The organism is Phenylobacterium sp. (genome assembly GCF_036677185.1).
In the GTDB taxonomy this organism is placed as follows: domain Bacteria; phylum Pseudomonadota; class Alphaproteobacteria; order Caulobacterales; family Caulobacteraceae; genus Phenylobacterium.
Genome location: NZ_JAKFEN010000012.1, coordinates 361,325 through 377,780 on the forward strand (window position 1 = coordinate 361,325; position 16,456 = coordinate 377,780).

20 protein-coding genes are annotated in these 16,456 nt (G+C 68.0%); 12 read left to right on the top strand and 8 right to left on the bottom strand.

Going from position 1 to position 16,456, the window contains the following annotated elements; translation table 11 throughout:
• Positions 1 to 64 precede the first annotated feature (64 nt).
• On the bottom strand, positions 65 to 1,054 hold the full coding sequence (locus V6M51_RS03235) for a GlxA family transcriptional regulator (protein ID WP_332764581.1): 990 nt from the start codon (positions 1,052 to 1,054) through the stop codon (positions 65 to 67).
• A 166-nt stretch (positions 1,055 to 1,220) separates the two neighbouring features.
• On the opposite strand from V6M51_RS03235, the gene V6M51_RS03240 reads away from it, so the two are divergent.
• Positions 1,221 to 1,598 carry a hypothetical protein gene (locus tag V6M51_RS03240; RefSeq protein ID WP_332764583.1) on the top strand — a complete coding sequence of 126 codons (378 nt, stop codon included), beginning with the start codon at positions 1,221 to 1,223 and terminating at the stop codon, positions 1,596 to 1,598.
• On the opposite strand, the gene V6M51_RS03245 is transcribed toward V6M51_RS03240, so the two are convergent.
• Positions 1,595 to 2,683 carry an integrase gene (locus V6M51_RS03245; protein WP_332764584.1) on the bottom strand — a complete coding sequence of 363 codons (1,089 nt, stop codon included), beginning with the start codon at positions 2,681 to 2,683 and terminating at the stop codon, positions 1,595 to 1,597. The two genes, V6M51_RS03240 and V6M51_RS03245, sit on opposite strands and share 4 nt — an antisense overlap.
• 113 nt (positions 2,684 to 2,796) lie before the next feature.
• Between V6M51_RS03245 and dusA the strand changes: the two genes are divergently transcribed.
• A complete protein-coding gene (gene dusA, locus V6M51_RS03250; RefSeq protein WP_332764585.1) occupies positions 2,797 to 3,828 on the top strand; it encodes a tRNA dihydrouridine(20/20a) synthase DusA in 1,032 nt (343 codons plus the stop codon).
• Here the strand turns inward: dusA and V6M51_RS03255 are convergent.
• The 3 genes from V6M51_RS03255 to V6M51_RS03265 all read right to left on the bottom strand — a co-directional run bounded on the left by V6M51_RS03255 (position 3,772) and on the right by V6M51_RS03265 (position 5,048).
• Complete coding sequence (locus V6M51_RS03255; protein ID WP_332764587.1) at positions 3,772 to 4,281, bottom strand: TIGR02281 family clan AA aspartic protease; 510 nt, start codon at positions 4,279 to 4,281, stop codon at positions 3,772 to 3,774. The two genes, dusA and V6M51_RS03255, sit on opposite strands and share 57 nt — an antisense overlap.
• Before the next feature lie 121 nt (positions 4,282 to 4,402).
• Positions 4,403 to 4,624, bottom strand: a complete 222-nt coding sequence (locus tag V6M51_RS03260; RefSeq protein ID WP_332764589.1) for a DUF1289 domain-containing protein — start codon at positions 4,622 to 4,624, stop codon at positions 4,403 to 4,405.
• A 1-nt stretch (position 4,625) separates the two neighbouring features.
• On the bottom strand, positions 4,626 to 5,048 hold the full coding sequence (locus tag V6M51_RS03265; protein WP_332764591.1) for a PaaI family thioesterase: 423 nt from the start codon (positions 5,046 to 5,048) through the stop codon (positions 4,626 to 4,628).
• A gap of 173 nt (positions 5,049 to 5,221) precedes the next feature.
• Here V6M51_RS03265 and V6M51_RS03270 point away from each other — a divergent pair, with 173 nt between their 5' ends.
• Together V6M51_RS03270 and V6M51_RS03275 are read left to right on the top strand one after the other, a co-directional pair.
• Positions 5,222 to 5,539 carry a hypothetical protein gene (locus V6M51_RS03270; RefSeq protein WP_332764592.1) on the top strand — a complete coding sequence of 106 codons (318 nt, stop codon included), beginning with the start codon at positions 5,222 to 5,224 and terminating at the stop codon, positions 5,537 to 5,539.
• 247 nt (positions 5,540 to 5,786) lie between these two features.
• Complete coding sequence (locus V6M51_RS03275; RefSeq protein WP_332764594.1) at positions 5,787 to 7,247, top strand: phospholipase D-like domain-containing protein; 1,461 nt, start codon at positions 5,787 to 5,789, stop codon at positions 7,245 to 7,247.
• Here V6M51_RS03275 and V6M51_RS03280 read toward each other — a convergent pair.
• Positions 7,234 to 7,965, bottom strand: coding sequence for an endonuclease/exonuclease/phosphatase family protein (locus V6M51_RS03280; RefSeq protein ID WP_332764596.1), 732 nt, complete (start codon positions 7,963 to 7,965; stop codon positions 7,234 to 7,236). The genes V6M51_RS03275 and V6M51_RS03280 overlap by 14 nt on opposite strands.
• Positions 7,966 to 8,063: 98 nt before the next feature.
• On the opposite strand from V6M51_RS03280, the gene V6M51_RS03285 reads away from it, so the two are divergent.
• From V6M51_RS03285 to V6M51_RS03300, 4 genes are all read left to right on the top strand, one after another.
• A complete protein-coding gene (locus V6M51_RS03285) occupies positions 8,064 to 8,327 on the top strand; it encodes a hypothetical protein (protein WP_332764598.1) in 264 nt (87 codons plus the stop codon).
• Positions 8,328 to 8,436: 109 nt separating this feature from the next.
• On the top strand, positions 8,437 to 9,639 hold the full coding sequence (locus V6M51_RS03290; protein ID WP_332764600.1) for an acyl-CoA dehydrogenase family protein: 1,203 nt from the start codon (positions 8,437 to 8,439) through the stop codon (positions 9,637 to 9,639).
• Between the two features lie 74 nt (positions 9,640 to 9,713).
• Positions 9,714 to 10,859, top strand: a complete 1,146-nt coding sequence (locus V6M51_RS03295) for an acyl-CoA dehydrogenase family protein (RefSeq protein ID WP_332764602.1) — start codon at positions 9,714 to 9,716, stop codon at positions 10,857 to 10,859.
• Positions 10,860 to 11,046: 187 nt separating this feature from the next.
• The gene (locus V6M51_RS03300; protein ID WP_332764604.1) at positions 11,047 to 11,640 is read left to right on the top strand and encodes a DUF3052 family protein; all 594 of its coding nucleotides are present in this window, start codon (positions 11,047 to 11,049) and stop codon (positions 11,638 to 11,640) included.
• Here the strand turns inward: V6M51_RS03300 and V6M51_RS03305 are convergent.
• Positions 11,621 to 12,202, bottom strand: coding sequence for a gamma carbonic anhydrase family protein (locus V6M51_RS03305; protein WP_332764606.1), 582 nt, complete (start codon positions 12,200 to 12,202; stop codon positions 11,621 to 11,623). The two genes, V6M51_RS03300 and V6M51_RS03305, sit on opposite strands and share 20 nt — an antisense overlap.
• 163 nt (positions 12,203 to 12,365) lie before the next feature.
• Here V6M51_RS03305 and V6M51_RS03310 point away from each other — a divergent pair, with 163 nt between their 5' ends.
• Complete coding sequence (locus V6M51_RS03310) at positions 12,366 to 12,740, top strand: YciI family protein (protein ID WP_332764607.1); 375 nt, start codon at positions 12,366 to 12,368, stop codon at positions 12,738 to 12,740.
• The gene (locus tag V6M51_RS03315; protein ID WP_332764609.1) at positions 12,733 to 13,968 is read left to right on the top strand and encodes an RNA polymerase sigma factor; all 1,236 of its coding nucleotides are present in this window, start codon (positions 12,733 to 12,735) and stop codon (positions 13,966 to 13,968) included. The genes V6M51_RS03310 and V6M51_RS03315 overlap by 8 nt, the downstream gene beginning before the upstream one ends.
• Here V6M51_RS03315 and V6M51_RS03320 read toward each other — a convergent pair.
• Positions 13,965 to 14,576, bottom strand: a complete 612-nt coding sequence (locus V6M51_RS03320; protein ID WP_332764610.1) for a glutathione S-transferase family protein — start codon at positions 14,574 to 14,576, stop codon at positions 13,965 to 13,967. The two genes, V6M51_RS03315 and V6M51_RS03320, sit on opposite strands and share 4 nt — an antisense overlap.
• A gap of 83 nt (positions 14,577 to 14,659) precedes the next feature.
• Between V6M51_RS03320 and V6M51_RS03325 the strand changes: the two genes are divergently transcribed.
• On the top strand, positions 14,660 to 15,553 hold the full coding sequence (locus tag V6M51_RS03325) for a DMT family transporter (RefSeq protein ID WP_332764611.1): 894 nt from the start codon (positions 14,660 to 14,662) through the stop codon (positions 15,551 to 15,553).
• Positions 15,550 to 16,269, top strand: coding sequence for a peptidoglycan recognition protein family protein (locus V6M51_RS03330; protein WP_332764612.1), 720 nt, complete (start codon positions 15,550 to 15,552; stop codon positions 16,267 to 16,269). The genes V6M51_RS03325 and V6M51_RS03330 overlap by 4 nt, the downstream gene beginning before the upstream one ends.
• Positions 16,270 to 16,456: the final 187 nt, after the last annotated feature.

A 16,456-nucleotide genomic window follows, 5' to 3' on the forward strand; every position in this document is an offset into this window, starting at 1 on the left:
GGGCCGGAACGGCCAATGTTGTGATCGAACGGGCCAGGCGGACCGAGATCACCACGGCTTGCGCTTAGGCGAAGCGCTGTGCGGCGCCGAGGCCGAACCGGCTGCGGTAGGCGCCCGGGGTGCAGCCCGCGATGATCCGGAACGCCCTTTGAAAGGCTTGGCTTTCGGAGAAGCCTACGGAGATCGCGATCTGTTCCAGAGATTGGTTGCCGGCCTCCAGCATGCGCTTGGCGGTCTCGATTCTGACTCGGCGGTGGTACTCGGCGGGCGACATGCCCGTTGCCGCCCTGAAGCGCCGCGTGAGGCTGCGCAGGCTCAATCCGCACTCGCGCCCCAGCGCCGCGGCCGAAAGCGTCTTTGCATGGTCGTGTTCGATGCGGTTCTGGACAGCATGGACGCGTTCGTCCCCGTGGTCTCGCGGGGCTACGAAGACCTGGTAGAGGCGCTGTGAGCCGGGGTTCAGATCGATGGAAAGCGCGCGGGCCGTGGCCAAGGCCAACTCGGGCGAGCCGAGCCGGGCCACGAGGTGCACCGCCAGGTCGAGATAAGCCGTCGTCGAACCGGCCAGGACCAGCTGCTGGCCGGCCACGATCTTCTCCTCCAGGGCCAACTGCACCGTGGGATAGCGAGCCCTGAACAGGGCGGCGAACGCCGGGTTGGTCGTGATCGTCCGGTTGGTGAGGAGCCCGGCCTCGGCAAGCAGGAAGGCCCCTGTGCATGCCGATCCCACCAACCGGGCGCTCGGGGCATGCGACGCCAGGAATCCGACCAGCGGTAGCTGGACGGCGAGCGTCGTCTCGATGTCGGCCATGATCGGCGGCACGATGAGCACGTCGGCCCCGGCGGCCTCCGCATGGGAAAGCGCGGCGTCGATCCGTAACCCACCATAGCCAACCGCCGGGCGTCCATCAGCGGTGGCGACCGACACGGCATGGTCGAGGAAGCCGCCGCCCGAGGTCACCTCGGCAAGCTGGCGGGCGATCGCCATGGTGTCGAGGATCCCGTGCACGGCGGAAGCCATGCAGCCGTCGAAGGCGGTGATCACGATCTTCATCGAAGGGCGGAGAGCGAGGGAGAGGCGACGTGTTCCACGAGACAACCATACAACGCCTCCTGTCAGGCTTGGAACACTAGCAGGCGGGTTGTGCCTAACGCGTCGGGTCAGGCGTTCCGCCCGGAAGGGTTCGCCACCCCGCCATCTTGCGCGCTATAATGCGCTCATGAGCGAACGAGAATCCGATGCCCTGGGCTGGGTGCTGGAGCAGCGCATGCAGCGCCAGGAGATCAGCAGCCACGAAACCTATGCAATCGGCGCGAGACCGGAGCGTCCGCTGCAGGCCGCTGGCGGCATCACCCTGAAGTCTTCGGACAATGTCCTTGGCCAGCGTGAACTCGAGTTCGACGTCCGCCCTGTCATCCTGGGTCAGGTCGAGGTTTGTGTGCGGCTGACCACGCAAGCGCCCGACGCCGCTCGGCCGCACAGCAAGCGGGCTTTCCTGCACGCCTCCCCGGCGGCGATGCGCGAGCTGGCGTGGCAGTTGCTCGATACCGCGGATCGGGCCGAGCAGATCAAGCCCAGGCCAAAGCCCGTCCGCTAGTCGTCGTCCTCCGGCTTTTCCGGGGGCGGCCTCCGCTCGGCAATCAGGTCGTGCAGCGACTCCGGCTTCAGGTGCGTGTAGCGGCGCAACATCTTCCAGTCCTTGTGGCCGGTCACGAGCGCGGCCTGCGGAATCTCCAGACGGGCTTCGAAGAGGCGGCTGGTGCCTTCGTGCCGCAGGTCATGGAAGTGCAGGTCAACGATCCCGAGAATGCTGCAGGCCCGGGTGAACGCGGTTCCCGCAGACTTGTGGTTATGCGGGAAGATCCGGTCATCTTCGTTGCTGCGCACCGCGCGCTGCTCCTCGATCAGTTCGACGGCGTTGTAGCCGGAGATGTCGAGCAGCGGGATGCGCTGGTGGTTGCCCTTCTTCTCCCTCGGGTCCTTGCGGTCCCGGATCAGCAGCATCTTGGTGCGGGGATTGTAGTCGTCCCAGGTCACTCGGAAGATCTCTTCCTGGCGCATCGCCGTTGCGATGGCGAAGCGCATGACGCGGCTCATGGGGATGCACGGGCGCCTGAGGCCGTCGAAGTGCTTGAAGAGCTTCTGTAGTTCCTCCTCCGTGGGGCGACGGTCGCGTTCGTTGCTCTTGCCGACCAGTCCCAGGCGCTTCAGCGCAATGCGGGCCAAGTCGACCTGCTCCATGCTCACTCGGAGCCCGTGGACCGCCGCTGCATGGGAGATCACCAGCCTGATGGCGCCGAGATCCATGCTCACCGTCACGGGGCCGGCCCCCTGGGCGGCACGATCCCGCCCGAACTTGATCAGGCGTTCGCGATCCAGGTCGACGACCGGCCGCGCGCCAAGCTCACGCTTGAGCATCGCCAGCGTGGCGCACTTGGAACGGCCGGGCGCCCTGCCGACCTCCTTCATGTCGGCGATGTGCAGGTCGATCAGCTGGCCAAAGGTCTTCATCCCTTTCACCCGCGTGGGCGTGGGGGCGACGCCCTGGTCGATCTGGCGCTCGGCCTCGATCGCCCAGGTCCGCGCGTCTTCTTTGCGCTTGAAGGTCTCGCTTATATACCGGCGCTTGCGCCGGACGACGGCGCGCCAGGAGCCGGACGGAAGCCTCACGAACGCGGCCAATTTCGTGTCCTCTATGTGTACAGTGAGGTGTCGAACGGTGGCGTAAAACGTCGTATCGCGTCGCAAAATCGAGTGTACACGCCGCGATCTAACTCTTTGAGACTACAAGAAAATTGCAGCAATTTCAAGCACATAGATTGTCCATTGCACCCATGATGGACTGGACGGACCGGCATTGCCGGGTCCTGCACCGGACCCTGTCGGGCCGCGCGTTACTCTATACGGAAATGCTGACCACCGGGGCGATCCTACATGGGGATCGTGCGCGGCTGCTGGCCTATGACGCCGTGGAGCATCCGGTGGCCCTGCAACTCGGCGGGTCCGATCCGGCCGACCTGGTCGCCGCCGCGCGGATCGGCGAGGCCGAGGGCTATGACGAGATCAACCTCAATGTCGGCTGCCCGTCCGACCGGGTGCAGAGCGGCCGGTTCGGCGCCTGCCTGATGCGCGAGCCGGGACTGGTGGCCGAATGCATGGCCGCCATGGGCGGGGCGGTGAAGGTTCCGGTCACGGTGAAGTGCCGCATCGGGGTCGACGATCAGGAGCCGGAAGAGAGCCTGTTCGAGTTGGTCGACCTCTGCGCCAAGGCGGGCGTGACCAACTTCATCGTCCACGCGCGCAAGGCCTTGCTGAAGGGCCTGTCACCCAAGGAGAACCGCGATGTGCCGCCGCTGGACTACGCCCTGGTCCACCGGCTGAAGCGCGAGCGGCCGGAGTTGACCATATCCATCAATGGCGGGATCGGCTCGCTGGACGAGGCCCTAGACCAGCTGCAGGTGATGGACGGGGTGATGCTGGGCCGCGCGGCCTATCACACCCCAGGCATCCTGGGTCAGGTGGACCGTCGCGTGTTCGGGGTCGGTGAGGACGTGGACGCCGTCCAGGCCGTCGAGCTCTATCGCGGCTATGTGGCGGGCGAGCTGGCCAAGGGGACCCATCTGGCGGCCATGACCCGGCATATGCTGGGCCTGTTCCACGGCCTGCCCGGCGCGCGCACCTGGCGGCGAATCCTCACCGTGGAAGGCGTGAAGTCCGGGGCGGGGCTGGAGGTGATCGACGCCGCGCTGGCGGCGGTGTCCCAAGCCCGGTCAGGGGCGCAGGATGAGCGCTGTCTTGGTGGCCTCGAAGCGGGAGAGGCGGCCTAGATAGCTCATGCCCAGCAGGGAGGTCTCGAGGCCCTCCTCGATGACCAGGGCGTCGACGTTGGAGACCTGGGCTCCGGCGATCGAGATGCTGCCCAGCTTGACGGCCGCGGCGCGGGTCTGACCCGAGGCGGTGATCACCTTGTAGGCGTAGTCCAGTTTGGACGGATCGATGCCCAGGCGCTTGGCGTCCTGGGTGGTCAGGGCCACGGCGCTGGCGCCGGTGTCGACCAGGAAGCGCACCCGGGAACCATTGACGTCGGCCTCGGCCCAATAGTGGCCGTCTGGGCCCTTGGCGATGGAGGCGGCCTGGCCCTCGACGGCGGTGGAGGGCGCGATGGCCAGGGCGGCGCGCAGCTCGGGCACGGCGTGTTTCTGCTCGAACCTGGCCACGCCCTGGGCCGCGCCCACGGCTGAGACCGCGCCTATCAGCGCCAGCACCGCCAGTCTGATCATCTCGACACCCGTTCTCCGGCCAGTCCAGGGCCGTTCTCGGCCAGGCGCGAAGAGTAGGCAGGCGGGGTTTGCAAGCCGTGAATCGAATCTTGCCGAGTTCCTAACGGCGCCCGGCGCGGCCTCAGCCGAACATGGCCAGCTTCTCGGGCCGGATGCGGTCGCGGCGGGACGGAAGTTCGTCCATGATGCTCGCCCGCTCGTCTTCGGTGAGCTTGGTCCAGCCGGCCACCTCGGAGAGTTTGCGGTAGCAGCCCATGCAAAGGCCGCTTTCGCCATCGACGACGCAGACCTTGATGCAGGGCGTCTTGATGGGGGCGGGGGGGCGGAGCGGTAGGTCGGTCATGTCACGGGATAGAGTAGGTCACCGTGGCCTGGGCCGCCAGCCGCTCGGGGCTCTCGGTCCAGAGCCGGATGTCGCAGACGGCGTTGCGCCGCCCCAGCCGCAGCAGCAGGCCCTCGGCGTGGATCTCCCCGGGCTTGGCGCCGCGCAGGAAGTTCATCACTAGCGAACTCGTCACGGCCATCAGTTCCTCGCCCACGTGGCAGAGCACCAGGGCGTAGGCCGCGGTGTCGGCTAGGCTCATCAGGCTGGGCCCCGAAATCACCCCGCCGGGGCGCAGCATCCCCTCGTGATAGGGCGCAACCGTATGCACGCGGCCGGGCTCTACCTCGGTGATGGTCGGAAACAGCAGGGCCGACCCCTGGGGGAAGGCACGCCGCAACAGGGCGTTGACCGCGGCGGCGTCGAGCTTGATGTCGGGAGCCATACCTAAATGATTGCGTCTAAGTTCTATAGTTGCAACCGGATTGTGTTACCTAAGTAACAATGGTGTATCATTACTTATATTTAACCGAACAATACTGAGTCTGTCCAGAAATTCATTTGAGCCGATCGGCGGCGGAGGCCAGGATTCCTGTGTAAATTTCAGGGAGTACCGCCATGCGATTGATCGCCACCGCCTTTGCCGCTGTTTGCGTGCTGACCGCCGCCGGGACCGCCAGCGCCGCCGTCAGCGATGTGGAATATCTGCGAGCCAACCGCTGCCGGGGCCTAGCCGCCGCTGAACTGGCCGCCGTCGACACCGCGGCCCTGGACGCCTTCCTGAAGGCCGAAAAGCGCACCCGCTCGACCTTTGTGGCCGATCGCGGCCAGGCCGAGCTCGACAAGGCCAAACGTGAAGCCAAGACCACCAACGCCGAGCGCAAGGCGCGCCTCACCGCCGAACTCACCGGACCCTGCCAGGTCTACAAGGGCTGACGCCCCCCGGCCCAGTCCTGTCGACGCGCCTGAGCGCCCGGCCCGCCGGGCGCTCCTTTTTTCCAAGCAGATTTGGGCGCCCGGCCCGCCGGGCGCTCCTTTTTTCCAAGCAGATTTGGGCGCCCGGCCCGCCGGGCGCTCTTTTTTCTCGCCGGCGACTCTCCGCTGGCCTTCCGCGCCGCCGGAACCCACCTTGGCTGTACGCTTTCTGACGAGCGTAAGCAGTTGCGAGGGCCCCGCGCCGGCCATGACCATCTTGAGACCCGGCGAGACCTGCTGGCGCACGGCTCGGGCCGGGCGGGCGGCTTTCCTGATCGACACCGAGGCCTATTTCACCGCCGTTTACGAGGCCCTGCGCAAGGCCAAGCGCTCGGTCCTGTTGGTGGGTTGGGGCTTCGATCCCCGGGCCCGGTTGTTTCCCGACGGCTATGACGGGCCTGACGACCCCGACGAGGTGGGCCGCATCTTGGTGGAGTTGGCCGGGGCTCGGCCGGAGCTCGACATCCGCCTGCTGATCTGGAAGTCGGCCCTGCCCATCGCCATCAGCCAGGAGTTCTTCCCCCACAAGGCTCGCAAGTGGTTCCATGGGACGGGCGTGAAGTTCGTGCTGGACGACCAGGTGCCCTTCGGCGCCTGCCACCACCAAAAGGTGCTGGTGGTGGACGACGAACTGGCCTTCTGCGGCGGCGGCGACATCAGCATCGACCGATGGGACACCCCGGGCCACCTGGACCTCGACCCGCGGCGGATCATGCCCGACCAGGAACACCATGCGCCGCGCCATGAGGTGATGGCCATGGTCGACGGTGAGGCCGCCATGGCCTTCGGCGACCTGGCGCGCGAACGCTGGCGGCGCGCCACCGGCGAGGTCCTGCCGCGACCGCCGGGGCCGGCGGGGACCGATCCCTGGCCCAGCCATATCCCGGCCCACCTGCGCGAGGTCGACATCGCCATCGCCCGCACCGAACCGCCCTGGCAGGGCCGGCCGGTGGTGGAGGAGATCCGCCGCCTGACCCTGGAATCGATCCTCGCGGCCAAGACCACCGTCTATTTGGAGAACCAGTACTTCACCGCCCCGGCGATCGCCGAGGCTATCGCCGCCCGGCTGGGCGACGTCGACGGGCCGGAGGTGGTGCTGATCTCCACCGGCCAGAGCCCGAGCTGGTTCGACCAACTCACCATGGACCGAGCGCGCTCCAACATCCTGTGGCGCCTGCAGGCGGCCGACATCTTCGGGCGGTTCCGGGCCTGGTATCCGACCACACGGGCCGGGACCAAGATCATCGTCCACTCCAAGGTCACCGTCGTGGACGACACCCTGGCCCGGATCGGCTCGGCCAATCTCAACAACCGCTCGGGCGGCTTCGACACGGAGGCGGAACTGGGCATCGAGGTCTCGACCGAACACGACCGGATGGCGGTGACCGCCTTCCGCGACCGGCTGGTCGGCCATTTCCTGGGCCATACGGGCGACGCCGTGGCCAAGGCCCGCGTCGAGCGCGGCGGCCTGATCGGAGCCGTCGAGGCCTTGAACCGCGAAGGCCGGCTCACGCCTATCCTGCCGACGAAGCAGTCGGCCTTGGGCGAGCTGATCGCCACCTATCACCTGGGCGATCCGGCCAGCGTCAGCGACAGCTGGCGCGCCAACCGCCGCCGGGACCGGCTCTATTCGACCATCCGCGCGGAGCGACGCCTCAGGCGAGGCTGAAATCCATCACCAGGGGCAGGTGGTCGGAGGCGACCCGGGTCAGGGGGTCGAAGGGGGCGGTGACGCTCTCGACGCGGATCTCCGGGCTGACGAAGATGTGGTCGATCCGCAGGACCGGTAGGGCCGAGGGGAAGGTCGAGGTTGGCGCCTTGTTCGGCGCCAGCCGCCGCGCCGCCTCCAGCTTGGCGTGGAGGGTGCGGTAGACCACTGAGGTGGCGGTGGCGTTGAAATCGCCCAGCAGGATGGTGGGGCCCTGGCGCGCTGGATGCCCCAGCCATCCGTGACCGGCCAGCCAGGCGGCCTGGATCTGTTGTTCCTTGGGCACCAGGCCCAGATGCGTGTTGAAGATATGGACCTCGCGCCCCTCGATCTCCACCGCCAGCCACAGAGCGCCGCGCGGCTCGAGCTGACGGATCGCGGGGTGGCCGGGCAGGGGGCCAGTCTGGATCAGCCGTTCGGGATAGGCCGTCAGGATCGCGTCGCCATAGAGTTCCTCCTCCACCCGCAAGGCAGGGTGGAAGTGAAAGGACATCTTCAGCCGCTGGGCGATCTCGTGAGCTTGATCGACCCCGCCGGTCCGCGCACGGCCGACGTCCAGCTCCTGCAACGCGACGATGTCGGGCTGCAGCCGGGCGATGACCTCGGCCACCCGTCCCACATCAAGCCGACGATCGGTCCCAACGCAGCGATGGACGTTGTAGGTGAGGATGCGGGGCATGGGCCGGTCAGGGAAGCACGCGTCGCAACGCCGGCGCAATCGCTCCAACGGCTGGCGCACGCTGAAGGTTCGCCGGATAGAGCGACTGTGAGGACGATATGATGCTGCTGATGGTGATGGGCGTCCTGGGGGCCATGGCCGCCGAGCCGCCCGCGGGCCGCCAGGGCCGGGCGAGCGTCGAATGCCGCGTGGAGATGGATGGACGGCTGACCGGCTGCGTGCTGCTTTCCGAACAGCCGCGCGGCGTCGGGGTCGGCGATTTCGCGCTTCGCCTGGTCAAGACCTACCGCGTTCCGCCGCAGGATCGGCGCATCCGTAACGGTAAGATCGTCGTCCCGTTGAAGTTCAAAATGCCAGGCTGAGACCTTTCGGCTGACGCTGACGTAAGCGTCATCTTCACATCGTCGCGCGGCGCGCGTATGGTCGCGCCAACGAATTACACTGTAAATGCTCGCGCCAGGGAGCCGCACCATGGACCTCGACTTTTCGCCCGAAGACGCCGCCTTCCGTGAGGAGGCCCGCGCCTTCATCGCCGAGAACTATCCCAAGGCCCTGCGCGAGAAGCAGGCGCGCGGCGAGGACCTGGGCAAGGAGGACTTCCTCTCCTGGCACCGCATCCTGGCTTCCAAGGGCTGGTCGGCGCCGTCCTGGCCCAAGGAGTTCGGCGGCACCGAGTGGACCCCGACGCAGAAATATATCTGGTCCGAGGAACAGGCCCGCGCCGACACCATCGGCATCCTGCCGTTCGGCGTCGCCATGCTGGCGCCGGTGATCTACACCTTCGGCACCCAGGAGCAGAAAGAGAAGTTCCTGCCGGGCATCCGCGACGGCAAGGTGTGGTGGTGCCAGGGCTATTCCGAGCCGGGCGCCGGCTCCGACCTGGCCAGCCTCAAGACCAAGGCCGAGCGCATCACCGGCGACGACGGCAAGGAATACTACCTGGTCAACGGCCAAAAGACGTGGACGACGCTCGGCCAGCACGCCGACTGGGGCTTCTTCCTGGTCCGCACCGACCCCAATTCCAAGCCGCAGGCCGGCATCTCCTTCCTGCTGATCGACATGACGTCGCCCGGCATCGAGGTCCGCAGGATCACGACGTTGGAGGGCGGCCACGAGGTCAACGACGTCTTCCTCGACAATGTGAAGGTCCCCGTCGAGAACCGCATCTTCCACGAGAACCAGGGCTGGACCTGCGCCAAGGCGCTGCTGGCCCACGAGCGTTCGGGCATCGCCGGCGTGGCGCGTTCCAAGCGCGGCCTGGAGCGGGTGCGCGAGATCGCCTCCACCGAGCTGTCGGACACCGGCGGCCCGCTGCTGCAGGACCCGTTCTTCAAGCGCAAGGTGGCCGAGCTCGAGATCGACCTGACGGCGCTGGAGTTCACCGAGCTGCGCACCCTGGCCGGCGAGCAGAGCGGCAAGGGCCCCGGCCTGGAAAGCTCGATCCTCAAGATCAAGGGCACCGAGATCCAGCAGCGCCTGCATGAGCTGGCCCTGGAGGCCGTGGGCCACTACGGCGCGCCCTATCTGCGCGACCTCGGCCACAACGCCAATATCGGCCCCGGCTACGCCGACGGCCTGGCCGGCGACTACTTCAACGGCCGCAAGACCTCGATCTACGGCGGGTCCAACGAGATCCAGCGTAACATCATCGCCAAGATGGTCCTGGGCCTCTAAAACCAGTTCCTGATAATAGTCTCAAGCCCGCTCCGGCCCAGCAGCCGGGGCGGGAAACGTCACGGGGAAACCAGATGGATTTCAGCTTCACCGAAGAACAGTCGATGCTGCGCGACACCGTCGCGAGCTATCTGGCCGACCATTACAGCTTCGAACAGCGCCGCGACGCGCTGAAGACCGAAGCTGGCTGGAGGCCCGCCGTCTGGAAGGCCTTCGCCGAGGAACTCGGCATCCTGGGCGCGCCGTTCTCGGAAGAGCTGGGCGGCCTGGGCGGCGGCTCGACCGACAACATGGTCGTCATGGAAGAGTTCGGCAAAACCCTGGTGGTCGAGCCCTATCTCGGCACCGTGGTGATCGGCGGCGGCTTCCTGAAGCACTCCGGCCATTCCGGCGCGGCCGACATCATCGCCCAGATCATCGCGGGCACGACCACCATCGCCTTCGCCGCGGCCGAGCCGCAGGCCCGCTATAGCTGGCAGGACCTGAAGACCACCGCCAAGAAGGACGGCGCGGGCTGGACGCTCAACGGCGCCAAGGCCGTGGTGATCGGCGCCCCCTGGGCCAGCCACCTGATCGTCACCGCCCGCACCGGCGGCGGCCAGCGCGACGCCCAGGGCGTCTCGGTGTTCCTGGTCGACAAGTCGGCCAAGGGCGTCACGACCCGCGACTACCCCACCGTCGACGGCTTCCGCGCCTCGGAAGTCACCTTCGAGAACGTCGCCCTGCCGGCCGAGGCCCTGATCGGCTCGGAAGGCGGCGGCCTGCCCCTGGTGGAGAAAGTGATCGACGAAGCCATCGTCGCCACCTGCGCGGAGGCCTGCGGCGTCCTGCGCCGTCTGCACGAGGGCACGCTGGAATACACCAAGCAGCGCAAGCAGTTCGGCCAGCCGATCAGCCAGTTCCAGGTGCTGCAGCATCGGATGGTCGACATGTTCATCCAGCTCGAGCAGTCGATCTCGATGACCTACATGGCCAATATCAAGCTGGCCGACACAGACGTCGAACGCGCCAAGGGCGTCTCGGCGGCCAAGGTGCAGATCGGCAAGGCTTGCAAGTTCGTCGGCCAGAACGCCATCCAGCTGCACGGCGGCATGGGCATGACCGACGAGATGGCCATTGGCCACTACTTCAAGCGCGCCACCATGATCGAGGGCGCCTTCGGCTCCACCGACCATCACCTGGCTCGCTACGAAGGGCTCAGCCTCGGCAAGGCGGCGTAAGGCTCGAAAAATCCGGTCGCGATGTCGCAAAGGCGGGGTCCCGTTCGTCCTTAGAGCGTGAAGGCCCCGCCGCCTCGCGCTCGTCGATCGACCGGTCTCCCCGCCGGTCTCACGGCCCGCTCCCCCGGACCCCTGGCGCCCCCACGCCGGCGACGACTAGGATGCGAGGCGGCGGGAGGTGGGATTCATGGGCAAGGACGCACAGGTCGAGGCGAGATTTCCGGACGGGCCTGACCAAGGTCGGCTGCAGTACGAGCCGCCGAAGCTGCTGTTCCGCGGCGCCCAGCGCCGCGTCTACCAGGGCGACGATCTCAAGGGCGCCCGCGCCGAAGCCGGCGACTTGATCCTGGCCGATGGATCACGGTTCGCGCTCGGCGAAAAGGCCGCGGCAAGCTGGGCCGAGGCGATCGTCAATCCCAAGGGACGGCTGGACAAGCTGGGGGTGAAGCCCGGCATGCGAACCGCCATCCTCGGCGTGGCCGACGACGCCCTCGCCGGGGAGCTGGCCGGGCGCGGCGCCGAGACGGTGCGCGATCTCACCGCCCTCGACATCCTGTTCTACGCCGCCGACAGCGCCGAGGAACTGGCCCGCATCGGCGACCTCGTCCCGGCCCTGGCCGAGAAGGGGGCCATCTGGGTTGTCTCGCGCAAGGGCAAGTCCGCGACGCTCAGGGACGTCCAAGTGATGGCCGCGGCCAAGGCGGCCGGGTTGGTGGACAACAAGGTGGTGGCCTTCTCCGACACCCTGACCGCCCTGCGGTTCACGCGGCGGCGGCCATGAGCCGGGCTTGCTCGGCGGCCATCTCGGCGCGGAAGCTCTGCTTCGACCACAGCCGGTAGTCGCCCTCGGCATAGGCCTGAGCGTTGCGCCAGTAGAGGAAGGCGTTCATCCGGTTGGCCACGGCGTTGTCGCGGGTCTTGGTCACGACGCCGGGTGAGCCCATGACGATGGAGCGGGGCGGGATCACCGTTCCCTCCTTCAGGAAGGCGCCGCCGGCGACGATGGAGCCCGCGCCCACCACGCAGCCGTCCATGATCGTCGCCCCGATCCCGATCAGGCAATCGGCCCCGATATCGCAGCCGTGCAGGGTGACATGGTGGGTGATCGAGCAATTGGGCCCAATGAGCGTCGGCGTGCCGGCGCCCACATGGATCATCACGAAGTCCTGGACATTGACCCGCGGCCCGATGACCACCCGCTGGCTTTCGGCCCGGACCACTACATTGCACCAGATCGACGCCTCGGCGGCGATCTCCACCTCGCCGAAGATGCGCGCGGAGGGGTCGATATAGGCCGCCCCCAAGTCGCGGACGTCGGGGCCGAGGAAGGGAGCGGCGGTCATGGGCGTCTCCGATTGCGCGGCGCCACCATCCGGGATTTCCCAAACGTCAGACAAGCCGCCGGCGGGCGATCGGGAAAATTGGGCCGCCGATGTCGATCTGGCGCAAGGCCGTTCGTTTGGGGGTGTAAAGCCGGCAAGATGCCGGCCGCAGAAGGATGAAGCTATGCCCCGGTACATGCTCAGCATCTATCAACCCGATGGCGACCCGCCGCCGCCCGAGTTCCTGGAGCCCATCATGCGGGATCTGGCCGTGCTCAACGCCGACATGAAGGCCAGGGGCGCCTGGGTGTTCGCCGGCGGCCTGTTCCCGCCCAGCACCGCCACCGTGCTGCATTACGACAATCGCGACAGCCAGCTCCTGACGACGGACGGCCCGTTCGTGGAGGGCAAGGAGCATATCGGCGGGTTCACGGTGATCGAGGCCGCCGACCTCGACACGGCCCTGGAATGGGGCCGCAGGCTGGCCCACACCCTGGCGCCGCTCTCCATAGAGGTCCGGCCGCTGCAGTCGGATCACAGAATCCCCGTGGATGGCTGAGGGGCTGCCGCTCTCCGCGATCGAACGCGTGTTCCGTGAGGAACATGGCCGGGCGGTCGCGGTCCTGGTCCGGGCCTTCCGCGACATCACGATCGCCGAGGAGGCGGTCCAGGACGCCTTCGCCGAGGCCGTGGCGCGGTGGCCCCGGGCGGGCCCGCCGCCGAGCCCGGCCGGGTGGATCATCATGACGGCGCGCAACCGGGCCATCGATCGCCTGCGCCGCGAGGCGTCGCGCGATGACCGCCACGCCCAGGCCGCCCTGCTGCACGCCGCGGAGGACGCCCAGGAGAACGTCATGCACGACGTGAACGATGACCACCTGCGCCTGGTCTTCACCTGCTGTCATCCCGCCCTGGGGACCGACGCCCAGGTGGCGCTGACCCTGCGGCTGCTGGGCGGGTTGACCACCGCCGAGATCGCCCGCGCCTTCCTCCTGCCCGAAGCGACCCTCGCCCAGCGGCTGGTGCGGGCGAAGGGCAAGATCCGGGACGCGGGGATCCCCTACAGGGTCCCGACGGCGGAGGACCTTCCGGTCCGGCTCCGCGCCGTGCTGGCGGTGATCTATCTCATCTTCAACGAGGGCTATGTGGCCAGCAGGGGCGAGGACCTCACCCGCGACGCCTTCTGCGATGAGGCCATCCGGCTGGGCCGGATCCTGGCCGGCCTAATGCCCCATGAGCCCGAGGTCGCCGGCCTGCTCGCCCTCATGTTGCTGGTCGCCTCGCGCCGGCCCGCGCGTCTGGATCCGCAGGGCGAGATCGTGCTGCTGCCCGACCAGGATCGCCGGCTATGGGACCGCGCCCTGATCGCCGAGGGCCAGGCCCTGGTGCGACGCTGCCTGCGGCTGAACCAGCCGGGCCCCTATCAGATCCAGGCGGCCATCAACGCCGTCCATAGCGATGCGCCGTTCGCCGCGGCCACCGATTGGCGGCAGATCCAGGCGCTCTACGACCAACTGCTCGCGATCGCGCCGACGCCGGTGGTGGCGCTGAACCGCGCCGTCGCGGTCGCCGAGGTCGAGGGGCCGACCGCGGCGCTCGCCCTCGTCGAGGGGCTTGAGCTCAAGGACTACTACCTCTTCCACGCCATTCGCGCCGAGCTGCTGCAAAGGCTGGACCGCCGCCCCGAGGCGGCCGCGGCCTACGAGGCCGCCATCGCCCGCACCGACAACGCCGCCGAGCGAAAGTTCCTCCTACGCAAGCTGACGCTCTGCGGCGGGGCTGGCTAGGGCATTTCCCGCACAGCCAAATAGGACGGTCGCGCCGCGCAGCGGGCGAGCCAGGCCGCCAGGGCCGGCAAGCCGTCCGCCGCCGGGTCGAGTCTCTGCCAGCCGATCAGGCCGTCCTCGTTAGGCTGGCTGAGCGTGGTGGCGACATTGACGTCGGCCATGGTGAAGGCCTCGCCCAGCAGCCAGGTCCGGCCCTCCAGCGTCCGGTCGAGGACGCCCAGCGCCTTGACCAGGTCCCGCCGGTCGGACGCGATCAGCGCCTCGTCGCCGCCGCGCCGAGCGCGGTTCCAATCGGCGCGGTCGATCTCGGTCTGGGCCCAGAAGCTCCATTGGTAGGTCGCCGCCCGCTCGGCCGGGCGGGTCGGCCAAAGCGGCCCGCCCACCTTGTCGGCCAGGTAGAGGTTGATCGCCATCGACTCCCAGACGATCAGGCCGTCGTCGTCGAGCACCGGCACGTGGCCGTTGGGGTTGATCGCATCCATCGTGATCCGGTCCTGCGGCCGGGCGCGGTGGTTGAGCGGCACATGGCGGTAGGGCAGGCCCAGTTCCTCCAGAGCCACCAGGGCGCGAGCCGCGCGCGAATTCGACGATCCGTAGAGGGTGAGCATGGACGACCTCTGGGTTGCCGACCGCAGCTTGGCGCAATCGGCGGGCTTGCCAAAGCCTGCCGAACCGAGCCTAAGGCGGGGCCATGGCGCTTCGCGACTTCGCTTTGTTGGTTCTGGTCTGCCTGGTCTGGGCGGCGAACAACATCGTCTCGAAGTTCGTGGTCTCGTACATGGACATCCCGCCGCTGTTCTACGCGGCCGTGCGCTTCGCGATCGTGGCCGTGGCGGTGTTCCCCTGGCTGCGCCCGGCGCCGCGGCCCATCTGGCGGCTGCTTGTCGTGGCCCTGCTGATGGGCGGCGGCAATTTCGCCCTGATGTTCGTCGGCCTGAGGACCTCCACCCCGTCGTCCGTGGCGGTGGTCAGCCAGGTCATGGTGCCGATGACCACCTTCCTGTCCTTCATGCTGCTGGGCGAACGCCTGACGCGGCGGCGACTGTTCGGCATCGGGCTGACCCTGCTGGGCGCGCTCACCGTCATGTGGGACCCGCACGGCTTCCGCATCGCGCCTGGCCTGCTCTTCGTGGTCGGCGCGGCCTTCATGGGCTCGCTCGGCGCGGTGATGCTGAAGCAGATGGACGGGCTAAAGCCGCTGCAGATGCAGGCCTGGGTGGGGCTTTCGTCATTCCTGCCCCTGATCGCCCTGTCGGCCTGGCTGGAGCCGGGCGCGTCGGCCGTGGCCGTCGCCAGCGGCTGGCCCTTCGTCGCCGCGGTGTTGTTCTCGGGCCTGATCGTCTCGGTGGTCGGCCACACGCTCTATTACGGCCTGATCCAGCGCTACGAGGCCAACCTCATCTCGCCGTTGACCCTGATGACGCCGCTGGCCACCATCGGGCTCGGAGTCCTGATCACCCATGACCCCTTCGATGCGCGCATGGCCTTCGGGGCCGCCGTGGCCATCGCGGGCGTCCTCATCATCGCCCTGAGGCCCAACCAGATCATGCTGCTGCTGCTCGCCCTGCGGAACCGCGACAAGTGAATTTCATCGAGGCGGCCTCGCCCAACTTCAACGAGCGCTTGGTCCCGCCCGACCTCGTGGTCTTGCACTATACCGGCATGCGCACGGGGCCGGAGGCGCTGGAGCGGCTCTGCGCCGCCGACTCCAAGGTGAGCGCCCACTACATGGTCGAGGAGGACGGCCGCGTGTTCCGCCTGGTGCCCGAGGCCCGGCGGGCCTGGCATGCGGGCCTGTCGTCCTGGAAGGGCGAGACCGACATCAACGGCCGCTCCATCGGCATCGAGATCGTCAATCCCGGCCATGAGTTCGGCTACCGGCCGTTCCCCGACGCCCAGATCGCCGCCGTGATCGAACTGCTGGCCGACATCCGCACCCGCTGGGACATCGAGGACGGCCGCATCGTCGGCCATGCCGACGTGGCGCCTGAGCGTAAGGAGGACCCCGGCGAGCTGTTCCCCTGGAAGCGTCTCGCCGAGGCCGGCCACGGCCTGTGGGTCGAGCCCGACGCCGCGCCCGGCCAGCCCCTGGGCGAGGGCGAGGAGGGGGCGGGGGTGTTCGCCCTCCAGGCCGGTTTCACCCGGCTGGGCTATGACTGCGCGCCATCGGGCAAGTTCGACACCCACACCGCCGCGGTGGTCCGCGCCTTCCAACGCCATTGGCGCCCGGAGAAGGTCGACGGGATCGCCGACGGCATGACCCGCGCCCGGCTGATCGCCCTGCTGCGCGCCTCAGCCTAGTCCCGCCGCTTCTCGGCCTCCGGGCCGGATCGGCGAGGCGCAAACTGAGTGGTGAACAGGCAAATCGCTGCTCCATTGCGTGCAATTTGCTCGAAAGGCGGGCGCCGGTGCGCCGCGCTCAGCGAACATGTTTGACGAACGGGGAATCCACTCATGCTCCGCGAAGGCGATTCGGCGGCCCGTCGGG